This window comes from Photobacterium kagoshimensis (genome assembly GCF_050337045.1).
GTDB classification, from domain to species: Bacteria; Pseudomonadota; Gammaproteobacteria; order Enterobacterales; family Vibrionaceae; genus Photobacterium; species Photobacterium kagoshimensis.
The window spans coordinates 256,651-274,173 of record NZ_JAKJSO010000009.1 but is presented as its reverse complement, the minus strand read 5'-3'; the positions used below and the strand labels follow the sequence as shown (position 1 = coordinate 274,173).

The window sequence follows — 17,523 nt, the reverse complement described above, 5'->3', positions numbered from 1 at the left end:
AGCAAAAGTGCCAGCCAAAGCCAGCACTTTAATACTTTCAGATATTGTAACCCATTATCCCCCTCGAAGGCGAAGGCCATCGAAGTAGCTGAGGGCTAGTTTACGCTTCTTGCTTCGCCGCTGCATCTTGCTCTTCACGCAGTGCGCGGCGCAAGATTTTACCCACATTGGTCTTTGGCAGCTCATCGCGGAATTCAACAATTTTCGGAATTTTATACCCTGTTAAATGTTCGCGACAGTGTGCCAACAAATCATCACGCGTTAGCGTTGAATCGCGCTTAACTACACAGACTTTTACCACTTCACCTGAGACTTCGTGCGGCATACCAATGGCGGCAACTTCTAATACCTTACCGTGAAGTGCGACAACATCTTCGATCTCATTCGGGTAAACATTAAAACCAGAGACTAAGATCATGTCTTTCTTACGGTCGACAATATGCAAAAAGCCGTCTTCATCGAAACGCACGATATCGCCCGTTGATAGCCAACCGTCTTCAGATAAAATATCACTCGTGTCTTCAGGACGCTGCCAGTAACCTTTCATCACCTGTGGGCCACGCACTTGTAGTTCACCCACTTGATCGTTACCTACAACATTGCCTTCGTCATCAATAAGACGGACTTCTGTTGATGGTACAGGCAGACCAATAGAACCGTTGTAATCAACCAGATCGTATGGATATGCAGCCACCAGTGGAGAACACTCGGTAAGGCCGTAACCTTCAAGTAAGTAATTACCTGTCGTTGCTTTCCACTTCTCTGCAACAGCACGCTGTACAGCCATGCCACCGCCAACCGAAAGACGCAGGTTGCTGAAATCCAGTTTGCTGAAATCAGCATGGTTAAGTAGCGCATTGAAAAGTGTGTTTACACCAGTAATGGCAGTAAATGAATAGCGCTGTAGCTCTTTAACAAAAGTCGGAATATCACGCGGGTTAGTGATCAACAAACTTTGACCGCCCATCTCGATAAACAACAAGCAGTTAACCGTTAAAGCAAACACATGGTACAGCGGTAAAGCCGTAACAATTAGCTCACGTCCTTCGGTTAATACTGGGCCATAGGCAGCTTTTGCCTGCATCACATTCGCAAGCATATTACGGTGCGTTAGCATGGCACCTTTAGCGACACCTGTCGTACCACCCGTGTACTGCAGGAAGGCAATATCATCACCCGCCATAAATGGCTTCACATACTGCATACGACGACCTTTGCTTAACGCAGATCGTAAAGAGATCGCATGTGGTAGATCGTATTTTGGCACCATCTTTTTGATGTATTTAACAACAAAGTTAACCAAAGTGCCTTTAGGGCGTGAAAGCTGATCACCTAGACGGGTTAAAATAACGTGTTTAACACCCGTATTCTTCACGACACTTTCAAGCGTATGAGCGAAGTTAGACACAATAACGATGCTTTTCGCACCTGAGTCATTCAACTGGTGCTCAAGTTCACGTGGAGTATAAAGTGGGTTTACATTCACCACTACACAACCTGCACGTAAAATACCAAACAGAGCAATAGGATATTGCAACAAGTTCGGCATCATCACAGCGACGCGATCGCCTTTTTTAAGTTTTAGCTCATTTTGTAAATATGCGGCAAACGCACGGCTACGTTCTTCCAATTTACGGAAGGTCATCACCTGACCCATGTTGATGAACGCTGTTTGATCAGCATATTTTTGAACCGATTGTTCAAACATCTCAACTAACGATGGGTATTGATCGGGGGTTATTTCTGCCGGTACATCTTCCGGATAGCGGTTAAGCCAAACCTTATCCACTTGCACTCTCCTGTTTCTTGGCGATGATGCCTATTGAATTTGCTGTAAAGAAACTATCTATTCCACAATAATCCGTTCATGGTGTGAGGTAATTGACTCGTCGTTCATCCCTAGATTCTATCTCCAGCACGCTGATGACAAAGTAGGATTTGACTCTGAGCTATTCTTCCAGAATAACATCATGACCATAGAATTACGGGCATAGGTATAATTCAAACAATGCTTTATAAGCACATTACAGCATAACTAACATATGATTAACACTCACTGATTAGACCTGAATGCCAATTTTTGACGTAAACGCCACTATTGCATCACAGACCGCTTGTGGACTTTCGAGATGACAATGATGCCCCCCTTCCACTTGCTGCTGTTGAATATTTTTCACCCAGTCTAATTCCGATGCTCTCTGTTGTAGGCGCGGAAAACCGTGCTCACCCACAATAGACAAAACCGGACACGTTATCGCCGACATGATTGCTTGCGCATGTTCTTGTGCAATACGGTATAAAGAATCGCACCGTAAACGCTCATCGTGTCGCCAATAGTATCCATCTTCTACACGCTCGACCCCACGCTTAACGATCGGCAATAATAACGCTTCACTCAGTTGGTTAACCTGACAACGCAACGTTAACGCCTGATCGAACGAGATCATTTTCCGACGTGCTTTTTTCTGACTTCGCTGACGATATCGCTGACGACTTAATACGCCATTACGTAATCGTTGCACCGTGTTCTCTGGGGCTTCATACAAAGGTGATAAACCTTCAATAAGCACTAAACCTGCCACGTTCTCAGGAAAAGCCGCGCAGTATGCAGAGGCAACTAACGCACCTAACGAATGCCCAACCAAATACACTTGTTGTGTTTTTAGTTGTGATACAACTTGATGCAAGTCATCAACATAATCAAAGAAGTGATAGTAGTTATCGGCATCTCTTCGCTCTGAATAACCGTGTCCCGGCCAATCTAGCGCGTACAGGCGATAGTGGTCTTGCAACTGCGGAAATAGGGGGCTAAAGCTGGCGGCATTATCTTGCCAACCATGAAGCATTAACATTATCGGCTTTTCGGCATAACTGTCATTCGCCGTTATGGCTGCGAGTTGACGCTCAGCAAGCAAAAAAGCCGTTTCTTTCATTACGTATCTCAAGCCAAGGGTTATTCAGCACTCATTCACACTATTTGGTCACGCGATGATAAACCTCACCTCGTGTGGTACCAAAGCCGAAGTAAGAGCAACGCGAACCAAAGCAGCTATGGTACGAATCAAAGTCATCCATGCGGATTTCTTGTTTCACCCGCCAAATTTGATTACCCGTCGCCGCAACGACAGGAAACACATAGTCATGCTCGCCGACTTTACCGTCTTCTTTCCCCGTTAAACGCCCCACGACAGTCACTAAACGATCGGGCGCATATTCTAATGGCTCAAGAAAACCGGGAACATAAGCGACGAAACGTCCAACGGGCTTTGAATCAATCCGTGGGCGACCGTCAGAAGTCAGCGGTAAACTCGCAATTTCCAAACGCGTGCGTTCTTTTTCATTGGTTACCGAGGCAATTATACCGCCTAAACGAACTTCTTGTCCCTGCGCACCCTCGGGATCATCAATAATGCTCACAAGATCCATAATAGGATCTTCAGTTTGCGTTTTTAATGTCTCTGGCAAGCTCGCGCAGCCTACCATAAAGACTAAGACTCCCCCAAGAAATAGCTTTTTAAACATGCGTTTCTCCATAACAATTGTTCATTATACGCTCACCATTACAGCTCATAAAATTAAGCAAACGATTACCTAGCTGTAGCCGTTAGGCCACGTATTTAAGCATAGATATCAACCCCTATCATGGCTGAGAGCTCGTCGCGTTTATTTTGATGCATGACATTCAAATACGATGATACCGCGTCACGGTGTTTACCATCGGGTTGGTCGTATTGAATATGGCTGTGCGCTTCTTGAATCAACGCTGACTGCTCAGCAGAAGGCACCGATGGAGCCACACCTTTGGCGACGGCTTTTGATACGGCCGTTGGTTCAGTTGCTGGCTGTAAGGTAGGTGTTTTTGAAACCCGCGGCTTTTGCTGCGGGTTTATCGATGGTGGTAAACGATGAATAGAAACCATAGCTGTAGAGTTATCCCTCGCTTGCTAGCCGTGATTACTCACGACCAGGCAATTTTTTCCACGTTACTTTATCACGAAGGTACACTGGGCTAGCATGTTCAGCTTCCACAGCTTCACCACGTGCCAAGGCAAAGTTAGCCAGCACAACCATATCTTGAGAATCAGGGTAAAGGATTGTGCCTTGTTCAGTTTCGACATCCAACTGTGCAAGAGGTTCAGCATATTCCGCCCAACCTGTACCAGCCGTTAACCATTTACCTTTCTGCGCTTCAAAGTTAGCTAATAGATCAGCCGGCGCAATCACCAGCTCTTCACCTTGCACTAACCAATCACCATTCGCTTGGCGAGCATATTGACCCCAGTACAATTCACCCATACGCGCATCAATTGCGGTAAGTACACGCTCTGCTTGGTGAGTACGGTAAGTGCCTTGCGCCATCGCGGCCAATGTTGATACACCGATCATAGGTAGATCTGCGCCGAAAGCTAGGCCTTGGGCAATACCAATACCAATACGTACACCCGTAAAGCTACCAGGGCCACGGCCAAATGCGAGTGCATCGAGCTGCTTAAGCGTAACGCCACCTTCGGCTAACACTTCGTCGACCATAGGTAAGATTTTTGTGGTGTGCTCGCGCGGTGCATACTCACAGCGTGAAATCACCTCATCACCCACCATAAGGGCAACAGAACAGTTCTCGGTTGCGGTATCAACCGCTAGGATTTTGGTGCTCATTCAAGCCTCTGAATGCTAAATTACTTAACTTCGGTACAATCAAGATCGTTGATTGCACTCAGGAACTGCCCAACGCCAGCCACATCGCGTGTACGCGGGATTGACGGTAAGCTTCGTAGAAATACCGCGCCATACGGGCGGGTAACTAATCGGTTGTCACAAATCACTAATACGCCTTTATCTTTTTTATCACGGATCAGACGACCCACTCCTTGTTTTAAGGTGATAACAGCATCAGGAATTTGGACCTGCGCAAAAGGATCGCCGCCACGTAAACGACAATCTTCAATACGCGCTTTTAGCAACGGATCATCCGGTGCAGTAAAAGGTAATTTGTCGATAATAACACAGCTAAGGGCTTGCCCTCTAACATCAATTCCTTCCCAGAAGGCGCCTGTGGCAACTAATAGCGCATTACCGCGTTCCAAATATTCCGCTAATAGGCGCTGCTTGGTCGTTTCACCCTGAACGAGAACGGGAATATCTAGTACCGCTCTAAAGCCTTCAGCTAAGTCTCGTACCATTTGATGAGAGGTGCACAAAAAGAAACAACGACCTTGGTTATGCTCGATAATTGGCGCCAACATTTCCACCAGCTTATCAGCAATACCAAAGCTGTTTGGCTCAGGCAGAAAACGAGGTACACAGAGCAGCGCTTGCGATGCGTAATCAAATGGGCTTTCTAATGAAAATTGCTGTTTAGGCTCAAGCCCCAAACGGTGACTAAAGTGACCAAAGTCATCATCAACCGCCAACGTGGCTGAGGTAAAGATCCACGCGCCTTGCTGTTGCTGCATTTGTTCGCGGAATTTATCGGCTACTGATAACGGCGTAATATTTAAACTAAAATGGCGAGGGGTACATTCATACCAGTAGGAGTAGCCAGTAATCGATGTATCAGCCAAGCGTTCTAATCGGGCCTTTAACAGCGTTGCTCGTTCAAAAGCCGCGTCCAGTAATTGGCTACGTCCGAGCGCTAGCTTTAACACTTCATGTGCCAGCTCTAACGCATCACTCAAGCGCACGAGTTCTCGTTGAATCGCAGGGTTACTTGATGCGTCACGCCAGTTACCGCGAAAACCGGGTTCACCCAGCACAATGCGCATTTCCGCGGCCGCCTGTGATAAACGATCCGCCATTTTTTGCAATTGACGCATGTCTTTAGCTTCGGTGCGATAACCAATTTCAATGTCTTTGGCGAGTTCTTGGATCTGACGGCTCGATAAGCTCTGACCAAAATACTGGCTGGCAATATCCGGCATTTGATGGGCTTCATCAAAGATGAACACTTCCGCTTCAGGGATCAGTTCACCAAACCCTGTTTCTTTAATGGCCAAATCGGCAAGGAATAAGTGATGGTTCACCACCACAATATCGGCTTCCATCGCTTTACGACGCGCTTTTACCACGAAGCAATCGTCGTACGAAGGACACTCTCGTCCTAAGCAGTTATCGTTATTGGAAGTGATCATCGGGATCACTGGGCTATCTTCGGCAATGGTTTCACATTCACCTAAGTCGCCAGTTTTGGTGGCTGATGACCAGGTGCGAATCTTCACAAGCTGGGTAAGCAAGCTAGGATCGGCATACTGACCATGGCTTTCGGTGATCTGGCGGCTTAGGCGATCATGGCACAGGTAGTTGCTTCGCCCTTTCAGTAAAGAAACACGCCCAGTAAACCCTAACGCGTCGGCCATAAGCGGCAAATCACGGTGAAAAAGCTGTTCCTGTAAGTTTTTAGAGCCTGTACTTATGATGGTTTTTTTACCACGCACCAAAGCTGGAACTACGTACGCAAATGTCTTACCTGTACCCGTTCCAGCCTCAACGACTAGCTGAGTCTGTTCATTGATAGCACTGTCGACCGCTTTCGCCATATCAATTTGAGGCTGGCGAGCCTGAAACCCAGGGATCGCCTTGTCTAACGCACCGCCTGCAGCAAAAAACTTCTCAATCATAGTATTGGTTATTTATACAGTAGATAACGCGCCATTATGCCAATATTCACCACGAGCGACCATGATTAATTACAGCAAGAAGCCTTCAATCGATAAGATCGTAGACGGAAAGCCTTTGACCACACAAACAATAGCGAGTAATAAAGAGAGAGGATTATTAAAATAAATATTCAAGGAAGACAATGGAAAAGAAAACGTTACTCACCGACAGTCCCGATGCTATCGGTTTAATTTCGAAAATTACCAACATTTGTTACAAACATCAGCTGAATATTATTCACAATAATGAGTTTGTCGATAACCCTAATCGCCAGTTTTTTATGCGAACTGAATTAGAAGGGGTATTCAATGATGAGACCTTCTTGCTCGATCTTGACCAGGCTTTACCGCAAGGCAGCCACCGTCAGTTGATCAGTTCAGCAAGAAAGCGCATCGTGATTATGGTCACCAAAGAAGCACATTGCCTTGGCGATATCTTAGTCAAAGCCTTTGATGGTAGCTTAGATGTTGAAATTACCGCAGTGGTCAGTAACTACGATACGCTACAAGGGCTAACAGAAAAATTTGATATCCCGTTCCACCACATCAGCCACGAAGGCATTAGCCGAGAAGAACACGAAGCGGCGCTATTGACAGTGATTAACCAATATCAACCCGATTATGTGGTGCTCGCTAAATACATGCGTATTTTAACGCCCGATTTTGTCGCGACCCTCCCCCATAAAATCATCAATATCCATCACAGTTTCTTACCTGCTTTTATTGGTGCTAAGCCCTACTTACAGGCCTATGAACGAGGGGTAAAAATCATCGGTGCTACAGCGCACTTTGTAACAAACGATCTCGATGAAGGGCCAATCATTACGCAAAATGTCATCCCAGTTGATCACAATTTCAGCGCCGATGACATGGCACGCTCAGGCCGTGATGTTGAAAAGTCAGTATTAAGTAAAGCGTTAGGATTAGTACTCGACGATCGTGTATTTGTGTTGGGAAATCGTACTGTGATTCTGTAACGGCCACTGCTCAGCAAGCTTCATGACGCTAAATTAGCGACCAATACACAAAAGGCGTACGACTCTGTACGCCTTTCTTGTTTGGGCTAGCGAATTATTCAGATTCACTATCGATAACAGCTTTCAAGCTACACGGGTGAAGTTTGATACAAATATTGTCGTGCTTAAAGGCATAGGTCGGGTTAGCTAAGCGCTCATGCTCACCTGATGGCGAACTCGCCTTCACCTTAATACCTTGCTCCGCTAACGCATCCCAGGCCAATGTTGGTAATTGCTGATCTAATGATGCTTTTAATTCATCCGTGGTCGACACACTTGACGGAATAACAAATTCCACATGCTCCCAGCCCTGCTGCGGGTAAACTTTGTCGCTAGGGTATGGCAACTCCAGAGCTTCAATTGTCCAGCCAGCTACCGCTAATGGCTGAGTAAACCCGATGACGATAATAGGACGACCATTTATCTCATTATTTGACCATTCTTCGCCATAAGCTAGCCATGCCTGGTGTAGTTCTTTTGCCAAGTCGCTGTCATTAACTCGCAACGCAATATGATCGGCTTGATACGGCGAAAGATCGACACCTAGCGCCGTGGCAAAATCTGTAATTTTGGTCATAAACGCTGGTAGCTGTGCCAACATTTGCTCTGGGTGTAACCCCGCATCAAAGAGCTTTTGCATGTTTTTTCTCCCGTTGTTTTTATATTTATTAGCAAGCGCATAATTATCCATGTTTTCACGATAGACGAAAGGATAACCTTTGCCGCTACAGACCTTATTCCATCTTACTTGATGCATAATTTTCACCCTGTACTCAAAGCGAAAAAAAAATCGCAAACAATACACTTTATGGGTTGCCAAAACACCTCAATTTGTGGGTATTATTAGGGTATTAAGACTCTGTGTTCGAAGACTTTCTTTTCTGAAAGCAACACTAGCCCGTCAAAAATACTCACGCAAGCCAATTTCCTAGGGATATTAACCCTTTGCATTCGGTGCCGTGACTATTTTTGACGGTATATGATCTCGAGCACAGTGACGTTCTTGCAACGCTAGATTATCGGTATCTGGCGTCCAAACGATTTGAAGGATAAGCGCGTGAACATTCAAGCACTAATTAATGACAAGGTTTCTCAGGCTCTAGAAGCCGCTGGCGCACCAGCTGGAAGCCCAGCAGCCGTTCGCCAATCAGCGAAAGCACAATTTGGTGACTACCAAGCTAACGGTGTTATGGGTGTAGCGAAAAAACTGGGTACTAACCCACGCGAGTTCGCACAAAAAGTAATTGATGCCCTAGAGCTAGATGGTATCGCAGAGAAAGTTGAAATTGCTGGCCCAGGTTTCATCAACATTTTCCTAAGCAAAACATGGCTTGCTGAGCGTGCTGAAGAAGCACTAAAAGATGATCGCATTGGCGTTGCCGCTGAAGCACAGCAAAACATCGTTGTTGACTACTCTGCACCAAACGTAGCAAAAGAAATGCACGTAGGTCACCTACGTTCAACTATCATCGGTGATGCGGTTGTACGTACACTGGAATTCTTAGGCCACAATGTTACTCGTGCTAACCACATTGGTGACTGGGGTACACAGTTCGGTATGCTTATCGCAAACCTTGAGCGCGTACAAAAAGAATCTGGTGAAGTTTCAATGGAACTTTCAGATCTTGAAGCCTTCTACCGTGAATCTAAGAAACTATACGACGAAGACGAAGAATTTGCAGCACGTGCACGTGGCTACGTAGTGAAACTACAAGGCGGTGACGAATACTGTGCTGAAATGTGGAAAAAACTGGTTGACGTTACTATGGTTCAAAACCAACGTAACTACGACCGCCTAAACGTATCACTGACTCGTGATGACGTAATGGGTGAGTCTATGTACAACCACATGCTTCCAGGTATTGTTGCTGATCTTAAAGAAAAAGGTCTAGCCGTAGAAAGTGACGGTGCACAAGTTGTATTCCTAGATGAATACAAAAACAAAGACGGCGAACCTATGGGTGTGATCATCCAGAAGCGTGATGGCGGTTTCCTATACACCACAACCGATATCGCTTGTGCTAAATACCGTTACGAAGAACTAAACGCCGATCGCGTGCTTTACTTCATCGATTCACGTCAACACCAACACTTAATGCAAGCATGGTCTATCGTACGTAAAGCAGGTTACCTACCTGAAAACGTAACGCTAGAGCACCACGCATTCGGTATGATGCTAGGTAAAGACGGTCGTCCATTCAAAACACGTGCAGGCGGCACAGTTCGTCTAGCCGATCTTCTTGATGAAGCGGAGCTACGTGCAGCGAAACTGATTGAAGAGAAAAACCCAGAGCTAGATGCAGAAGAGAAAGCGACTATCGCTAACACTGTTGCTATGGCTGCAGTTAAGTACGCGGATCTTTCTAAGCACCGCACAACTGACTACATCTTCGATTGGGACAATATGCTAGCGTTTGAAGGCAACACTGCACCATACATGCAGTACGCTTACACACGTGTATCTTCAATCTTCAAACGTGCAAACGTAGAAGTAGCAGACCTAACTCACCCTGTTGTGATCAACGATGAGAAAGAACAAGCACTACTATCTACGCTGCTACAATTTGAAGAAGCAGTGCTAAACGTTGCTCGTGAAGGTCAACCGCACCTAATGTGTACTTACCTATTCGAACTAGCGGGTAAATTCTCAAGCTTCTACGAAGCATGTCCAATTCTGAACGCAGAAGAAGACGTGAAACAAAGCCGTTTGAAACTTGCACTTCTTACCTCGAAAACGATTAAGCAAGGTCTAGACCTACTTGGTATCGAAACGCTAGAGCGTATGTAATCATTTAGTACCACGTTGTACTAAACAAATTAAGCCTTCTGAGTTATCCTTAGAAGGCTTTTTTATTTGCCTCGCAAATAGACCAATAACACTCTAGGCATAATAGTCAACTTTGGTACACAAACGTACCTCGTACTAATGAGGCTTCATAGCCCATTCACGCAATACTATAAATGCAACAGGCGCGAATAATGCCGATAAGTGAGTGTATAACTGACCGCTGCAGATTTATGGAATGTAGGCTATGAACAAAGATAACTTTGTGAAATCAACGGAAATACTGAAACAAACAGTACCTTTGATGATCAAACACAAGGTCCCAACCAACCCGGCCAACTATGCCTTGTGGTACACCTATGTATCTCAGGAGTCACCTCTGCTTAATCAAGCGATTGATGGTGAAATAGCATCGCAAGGCCACTGTACGCCTACAGCCTGCGAAGAGCTATATCATCAGCATATTGCGAGCAAAGCGGTACATGACATTTCACAGCTCAAACAAAGCTTGGCACTGATGATGCATGAGGTTTCTCATTCAATGACAGATACCTTAACCGAAACCGAATCATTTCAGTTACATCTAGATAAAGGCTTCACTCAGCTAGAATCAGCTGAGCGAGAAGGGCTTTCTCTCGAAGAGACCATGGGCTTAGTGCGCAGTTTAATTAAAGAATCACGCAATATTCAGCTCTCTGCCGGCGCATTTAAAAACCAGCTCAATACCGCCCAACAAGAGATTGCTACGCTACGTGAAGCACTCCAAGAAAGCCAAAAAGAAGCCAACCAAGACGCCTTGACCGATATATTTAACCGCCGAGCTTTCGATCGTGATATGGCGAGCCTACAGCAGAAAAATATTCCTTTTGCGCTGATCATGCTCGATATTGATAAATTTAAAACCTTCAATGATACCTATGGCCACCAGCTTGGCGATCAAGTCCTAAAAGCCGTATCACGCCGTTTAAAAGAAAGCTGCCGTGAACAAATGCAAGCGTATCGTTTTGGTGGCGAAGAGTTTGCCATCCTATTAGTCAACAAAAACCACAGCTCTGCCCGTCAACACGCCGAAACACTGCGCCGCAGTATTGAAAGAATTTCGGTACTTGATCGTCGTAACGGAGAGCGAATTAATACCATAACAGCATCGTTTGGTATTGCTGAAAGAAATAGAACAGAAACGGTAGAAGAGGTTATTCGTCGGGCCGATCAATTCTTAAATGATGCGAAGAAACTGGGAAGAAATCGCGTTTTGCCTCTCAATTAACAGCTGCACATTGGCGATAGAAGACAGACCAAAAGGTCAGTAGTACTGACCTTTTCAATTAGCACCAAATAGCTCGACACCAACCATTCTCTATAACTTTTGTACCATCAATTGAGTTATTGCCCAAAACGCTGACCACCGTCATGTAACCAAGCAAGTTCTTCAGTGGTAGATAATCGACCATGTGCCGCATTACGATGCGGAAAACGACCAAATGTTTTTACAACGTCAAAATGCTTGGTCGCATAATCATAGAAACCATCAAACATCGGTCTATTATCTACAGATACAAGCTGACGAAGCTGATCAAAACGAAAAACACACTCTTCTTGATCATCGAGTATCTCAGAATGCTCTAACGGTAAATAAAAGAAAACACGCTCAATCGGAGAGAGTTGCTGATCAATATTCTGGGCTAGCCCCCGCTTACAAATAGCAAGTGCCAATGCGTCATTGCGAAATGCCGCACTCAACCCACGATAAATATTACGGCTAAATTGATCCAATAAAATAATTAAGGCTAATGCCCCCTTGGGTTCTTGAGCCCAATAGCTTAATTCACCCGTGCTTGCTTTACTGACCAAAGGCAAAAAATTGTCAGTAATGTATTGATCAACTTCAACGCCCCCTTGGAACCACAATGCGCCTTTATTGGTTGTCGTTACCTCACCGTCTATGTCCCCGAACCAATAATCGAGTATGGCTTGATATTCTGTAGCCATCTATCTTCTCCATTCTTAATATACCAATCCCTTTAATTAGCAAATCATTCTTACGGGTTAATTAATGGCATTGGTATTACCGTTACGTCGTTGTATAACAAAAATGATGCGATATTATGTGGTTAGCCGTTAGATGCTTAACTACATCATAAAACGTTTCCATTTTTATACTTATTCGTAGCTTCACTGTCAGAATAGCGCAGTGCGAATGTTTGAAAATACTCAATCTAGTAGCCTGTGAGCAGCGCTGTACTCTATAGGAATATTTACAATGAATTTCATGCTTCATCCTCGTTTAGCGACAGATACCACAGTTTTGGGTGACCTCCCCCTTTGCCGCGTTCTGCTATCAAAGGAAGCGCTAGGGCCTTGGCTGATCCTTGTACCACGAAAAAATGATTTACGAGAGATCCACCATCTAGAACAAAGCGAACAATATCAGCTCATTAACGAATCAAGCGCGGTGGCGACTTTACTCGAAAATGATTATAAAGCCGATAAAATCAACGTTGGAGCTTTGGGTAACCTAGTGCCACAGCTTCATGTTCACCACATTGCTCGCTTTGAAAATGATATTGCATGGCCAGGCCCTGTATGGGGAAACACAGATGGTACGCAGCGTAGCGAGGCATTACAGCTTGCGTTAGCTGAGGAGTTACGTGCAGAACTCAGTAGCATAGATGGCTTCGTTGCTGGCTAATACCAAGGCAGCGCAACAGATCAAAAAAGGCAACCTCTCGGTTGCCTTTTTATCGTTAAGATTGCTAAAACACTAAACTTATCGCATAACTGTCACTGATAGTTCGTTGTCTTGCAGCTGTCGATACCATATTTCTTTTGCCCCTTGGCAACAGCCATCGGTATCACACCCAATCAACTCTTTACCCATTTTCCCCTTCTGTACCCAGACAGAAAGCATGGCATCAACACCGTCTTCGCTCATACCAAAATGGTTAGCTAAGTCAGTACGACGAGTACGGCCGTGTTGCTCAATATAGTTTTTCAGCTGCTGTAAAATCATAATGCAAGGATCTCAGCTTGTTGTTTCTTACCTTCTCGCTTGAACAGTACCAGCAAGCCGGCATTGATTGCGACGAAGAACGCAATCCACAACATACTGCTTGTTGGGTGATCAGAGAAGTGTGCCACTTGGTAGAACACAGATGCAAATGTGTAAGCCAACAGCATAGTCCAGCCAGCAATAAACAGTGAGAACTTCTGACCGAACTCACGCACATAAGCCCCCATTGCTGCTGCACATGGCGTGTAAAGCAGGATGAAGATTAAGTAAGCCATTGCCGCGGCAGAACTAACAAAGTGCGCTTGAATATTACCAAATACAGAAGCGTCAACTTCTTGCTCTTCTGCTACTGCATCTAAATCGTTTAGTTCACCAACCGTAATGCCCAATGGATCGCTGTAACTTAAGTCTGATAAGTTCGCACCAATACTGCCAACCGCTTCTTGTAAGCTCGCCACTAAGTCATATTCTTCACCGTCATCATCAGAAGATGGCGCATATAGGCTGTTCAACGTACCGACTACCGCTTCTTTTGCAAAGATACCCGTAATGATGCCGACAGTAGCAGGCCAGTTATCTTCTTTCACACCAATAGGGGCAAGTACCGGTGTTACGATTTGAGCGGCTTTCGAGAGTACAGAAACTTCAGTATCTTCGTTACCGAAAGTGCCATCAGTACCTAATGAGTTGAAGAAGCTTAAGAACGCGACAACCACTACGATTGTTTTACCCGCACCCAGTACGAATTTTTTCAATTTCTGCCACGTTTTAATACCAACGTTACGCATAGTTGGTAATTCATAATCTGGCATTTCCATGATAAAGCTATCGCTTGTACCAGGATAAAGCGTATTACGCAAAATCAAGCCTGTCAGCACAGCAGCAAAGATACCCAGTAGGTACAAAGCAAATACCACGTTCTGACCGCTCTCTGGGAAGAAAGCTGCGGCAAATAACGCATACACAGGTAAACGTGCACCACATGACATAAACGGTGCCATTGCTGCCGCCAGTTTACGTTCACGCTCTTGCTCTAGCGTACGTGTCGCCATAATAGCGGGCACGTTACAACCAAAGCCCAGTACCAGAGGAACAAATGCTTTACCCGGCAAGCCAACTTTCTGCATCACTTTATCGAGTACAAACGCTGCACGCGCCATGTAACCCGAGCTCTCTAATAGCGCGAGGAACAAGTACAGACAAGCAATAACAGGAATAAAGGTTGCAACTGTTTGAATACCACCGCCGATACCATCCGCAATAACAGTTACCAGCCAAACAGGTAAGTGACCATCAAGTAGGTAATGACCGCCATCGACCAGCAAGGCGCCAACGCTGATATCGAAGAAGTCGATAAATGCACTACCAATGTTAATAGAGAACATGAACATTAGGTACATAACAACGAAGAAGAATGGGATACCAAATGCACGATGCAGTAGCACGCTATCAATTTTATCACTGACACTGCGGCTTAATTTGCCTTCTTGGCGACGTACTTGCTGACAAAGTTGGTGCAAGAATGTGTAACGTACGTCAGCCACTTGAATGTCAGGATCAACTTCAACCGCCACTTTATTGCGAATATTACATGCTGTGTTCTTATCAGATTCAGATAAACGATTAATGATCAGCGTATCATTTTCTAAGACGCGAATAGCCTGTGAGCGAGCATTCACCTCAGCACTTGCAAATAATGGGACTAGCTCTTTTATAGCGGCTTCAAACACATCGCCATAATGTAGAGTGATATCTTTAACAGCCACACCTTGGGTCAGCATTTTGTGCAGTTTCATTTTAAACTCTGCAACTTGCTGTTGGTTGTTTGCTGATAACGTAAATACAGGGCAACCTAATGCCTTTTCTAACGCTTTAACATCCAGCACCTGACGTTGGCGTTGTAGGACGTCCATTTTATTAAGGACAACAACCATAGGGCGGCCAAGTTCACGTAGCTGTAGGGTCATATAAAGACTACGTTCAAGGCTTGATGCATCAACGACATTGATGATCACATCGGCAGGCGATGTCAAAATGGCACGCGATGCAATCGCTTCATCGAGGCTATTGGCATCATTCGCACTATCAAGGTTATAAATACCCGGTAAATCGGTTAGCGCAAAATCATCACCAGAACATTGGTAGTTACCGGTTTTCTTTTCAACCGTCACACCCGCCCAGTTACCAACTTGCTGTTTAGCGCCCGTTAAACCGTTAAACAATGTTGTTTTACCACTGTTTGGATTACCGACAGTAAGAATATTGTATTGCATTAGCGTACCTCCACATCAATATTGGCGGCAATTTGCTTACGCAGTGCAATATCAACACCACGAACACGAACCTGCAGTGGATCTCCCATTGGTGCAATACGCACAACAGAAATTTCAGTATTTGGTAGTACACCCATTACCATTAGCTTTTTACGCGTAGCTGCTGGTAGATCGGATAAATTAGTCACTACCGCACCCACACCACATGCCATTTCCGACAGCTTCATGAATCGCTTACCTTAATAATAATAATTAGCATTTAATATTTGTATGTTACATATTGAAACACTATCTGTCTTGATTAAAGTCAATAAAAATTAATTTATTTACACTTCAATCAGTATGCTGTGGCTTGAGGTGCGTCTCTAGCCTATATTGCACCCATAAAAAATGCGCACTAAGTGCGCATTTTAAAAAGCAAAAAAATTATAGAATTAGCCCGGCATAACAGCTAGCAGCTTCTGACGCTCTTCACTTGCTAATCGTAGATAATCTTTACGATTTTTAGATGGAACAGGCTCAGCTTGCGGTAATGGAACTTTCATTGCGTTCACTGGGCGGTTCTTTTTGATCAATTCATAATGCAAGTGTGGCCCTGTTGAACGCCCAGTATTACCACTTTGTGCAATACGCTCACCCATGGTGACCTTATCCCCTACTTTCACTAAACGCTTGTTTAAGTGAAGGTAGCGCGTCATGTATTCACGACCATGCTTAACAACAATGTAGTTGCCCGCTAATGGGTGCTTGCTCGACTTCACGACGACACCATCACCAGCCGCTAGCACTGAAGTACCAATAGGTACAGCGAAATCAGTACCGTTATGCGGTGATATGCGCCCTGTAATAGGGTGTTTACGCGTAGGATTAAATGGTGAACTAATACGATAGCGTTTTTGCAGCGGCAGTCGGCGTAATGCGCGATCTAGGCTCTTACCATCAACATCGTAAAAGCTGTTTTCACCAAAACGCATCGCAAATACCTCACGATTACCGCTTAAGTAATAAATGGCTTTTACTTCGCCTTTATTAACAGCACGGCCATCAATAAATTCACGTTCCACCGATACCGCAAAGCGATCGCCTTTGCGGGCTTCACGACCGAAATCGAAACGCCATTGTAATTTTTGCGCTAAAGTCTGAATTTGGTTAGCGGTTAACCCTGCAGCCAATGCCGAATTATAAAAGCTACCACTGATACGTCCCGTCAATACAACTGGTTTGATCTCGCCATTCTCTTCTACTTTTTGGTAAGAGTAACCATTCTTGGTTAACGAGAAAGCATCAGTAATTTTGGCGCTACGCTTAACCGAAAACTCCGTTACTTGACCATCATCGTCAACTGTCCATTCGATGGTTTGACCAACACGTAAGTTTTGAATCGATTTATTCACATCAATAAGCGAATACATATTAGAAATAGGCAGCGCATATTGTGAAAAAATAGAGCCTAAGGTTTCACCCGAAGCAACCAAATGGCTATGAGAGACATCCACTTCTTCTTGAAGTTGCTGCTCTAGCTCATCCTTTGGCACCAAAAACTCAGGATCTTTCGGATCGACAACTTCACCGATAGGTTCACTGTTCATATCCGACAGTTTCTCTAAATCGGTACTCAACGCAATATCAACACGTTGATCGTTACCAAAAGTGCTGAGCGTCACAGGCTTTGAGGGCTGCCATAGCAAGGCTGCCAATAGCACCAAAGATGTTGATGCCAGCGCAATACGATGTTGGCGTGGAAGCTGCTTAATAGTAGCAACTGCGACCTTATGTAATTTCATTA

Annotated in this window: 16 protein-coding genes; 4 read left to right on the top strand and 12 right to left on the bottom strand. The window is 44.9% G+C overall.

The features are described from left to right. Positions 1–100: 100 nt before the first annotated feature. The 6 genes from fadD to yoaA form a co-directional block, all read right to left on the bottom strand. Positions 101–1,789, bottom strand: coding sequence for a long-chain-fatty-acid--CoA ligase FadD (gene fadD / locus L4C35_RS04595; RefSeq protein ID WP_428461763.1), 1,689 nt, complete (start codon positions 1,787–1,789; stop codon positions 101–103). A 271-nt stretch (positions 1,790–2,060) separates the two neighbouring features. Next, the gene (locus tag L4C35_RS04590; RefSeq protein WP_428461762.1) at positions 2,061–2,933 is read right to left on the bottom strand and encodes an alpha/beta fold hydrolase; all 873 of its coding nucleotides are present in this window, start codon (positions 2,931–2,933) and stop codon (positions 2,061–2,063) included. A gap of 40 nt (positions 2,934–2,973) precedes the next feature. Continuing rightward, on the bottom strand, positions 2,974–3,522 hold the full coding sequence (locus L4C35_RS04585) for a Slp family lipoprotein (protein WP_428461761.1): 549 nt from the start codon (positions 3,520–3,522) through the stop codon (positions 2,974–2,976). A gap of 95 nt (positions 3,523–3,617) precedes the next feature. Continuing rightward, positions 3,618–3,920: a hypothetical protein gene (locus L4C35_RS04580; protein WP_428461760.1), complete on the bottom strand. Its 303-nt coding sequence runs from the start codon at positions 3,918–3,920 to the stop codon at positions 3,618–3,620. Between the two features lie 34 nt (positions 3,921–3,954). Further along, positions 3,955–4,656, bottom strand: a complete 702-nt coding sequence (gene tsaB, locus L4C35_RS04575; protein WP_428461759.1) for a tRNA (adenosine(37)-N6)-threonylcarbamoyltransferase complex dimerization subunit type 1 TsaB — start codon at positions 4,654–4,656, stop codon at positions 3,955–3,957. Positions 4,657–4,676: 20 nt separating this feature from the next. Then, a complete protein-coding gene (gene yoaA, locus L4C35_RS04570; protein ID WP_428461758.1) occupies positions 4,677–6,614 on the bottom strand; it encodes a DNA repair helicase YoaA in 1,938 nt (645 codons plus the stop codon). Positions 6,615–6,796: 182 nt separating this feature from the next. Here yoaA and purU point away from each other — a divergent pair, with 182 nt between their 5' ends. Then, entirely contained in the window at positions 6,797–7,630 is an 834-nt protein-coding gene (gene purU / locus L4C35_RS04565; protein WP_428461757.1) for a formyltetrahydrofolate deformylase, read from the top strand. Between the two features lie 94 nt (positions 7,631–7,724). On the opposite strand, the gene L4C35_RS04560 is transcribed toward purU, so the two are convergent. Beyond that, on the bottom strand, positions 7,725–8,309 hold the full coding sequence (locus L4C35_RS04560) for a VOC family protein (RefSeq protein WP_428461756.1): 585 nt from the start codon (positions 8,307–8,309) through the stop codon (positions 7,725–7,727). 417 nt (positions 8,310–8,726) lie between these two features. Between L4C35_RS04560 and argS the strand changes: the two genes are divergently transcribed. After that, positions 8,727–10,457, top strand: a complete 1,731-nt coding sequence (gene argS / locus L4C35_RS04555) for an arginine--tRNA ligase (RefSeq protein WP_428461755.1) — start codon at positions 8,727–8,729, stop codon at positions 10,455–10,457. Between the two features lie 244 nt (positions 10,458–10,701). Next, positions 10,702–11,721, top strand: coding sequence for a GGDEF domain-containing protein (locus tag L4C35_RS04550; RefSeq protein ID WP_428461754.1), 1,020 nt, complete (start codon positions 10,702–10,704; stop codon positions 11,719–11,721). A 116-nt stretch (positions 11,722–11,837) separates the two neighbouring features. Here the strand turns inward: L4C35_RS04550 and L4C35_RS04545 are convergent, their stop codons facing one another. Further along, the gene (locus L4C35_RS04545; RefSeq protein ID WP_428461753.1) at positions 11,838–12,443 is read right to left on the bottom strand and encodes a DUF924 family protein; all 606 of its coding nucleotides are present in this window, start codon (positions 12,441–12,443) and stop codon (positions 11,838–11,840) included. A gap of 271 nt (positions 12,444–12,714) precedes the next feature. On the opposite strand from L4C35_RS04545, the gene L4C35_RS04540 reads away from it, so the two are divergent. Continuing rightward, a complete protein-coding gene (locus L4C35_RS04540; protein WP_428461752.1) occupies positions 12,715–13,143 on the top strand; it encodes an HIT domain-containing protein in 429 nt (142 codons plus the stop codon). 78 nt (positions 13,144–13,221) lie between these two features. Here L4C35_RS04540 and L4C35_RS04535 read toward each other — a convergent pair whose 3' ends face one another. The 4 genes from L4C35_RS04535 to mepM form a co-directional block, all read right to left on the bottom strand. Further along, positions 13,222–13,464 carry a FeoC-like transcriptional regulator gene (locus L4C35_RS04535; protein ID WP_428461751.1) on the bottom strand — a complete coding sequence of 81 codons (243 nt, stop codon included), beginning with the start codon at positions 13,462–13,464 and terminating at the stop codon, positions 13,222–13,224. After that, a complete protein-coding gene (feoB, locus tag L4C35_RS04530; RefSeq protein WP_428461750.1) occupies positions 13,461–15,737 on the bottom strand; it encodes a Fe(2+) transporter permease subunit FeoB in 2,277 nt (758 codons plus the stop codon). Before feoB ends, L4C35_RS04535 begins: the two co-directional genes overlap by 4 nt. Next, positions 15,737–15,964: a FeoA family protein gene (locus tag L4C35_RS04525; protein ID WP_428461749.1), complete on the bottom strand. Its 228-nt coding sequence runs from the start codon at positions 15,962–15,964 to the stop codon at positions 15,737–15,739. Before L4C35_RS04525 ends, feoB begins: the two co-directional genes overlap by 1 nt. A 207-nt stretch (positions 15,965–16,171) precedes the next feature. Further along, positions 16,172–17,521 (bottom strand): murein DD-endopeptidase MepM, encoded by a 1,350-nt coding sequence (mepM, locus tag L4C35_RS04520; RefSeq protein WP_428461748.1) that lies wholly within the window; start codon positions 17,519–17,521, stop codon positions 16,172–16,174. Between the last annotated feature and the right edge of the window lie 2 nt (positions 17,522–17,523).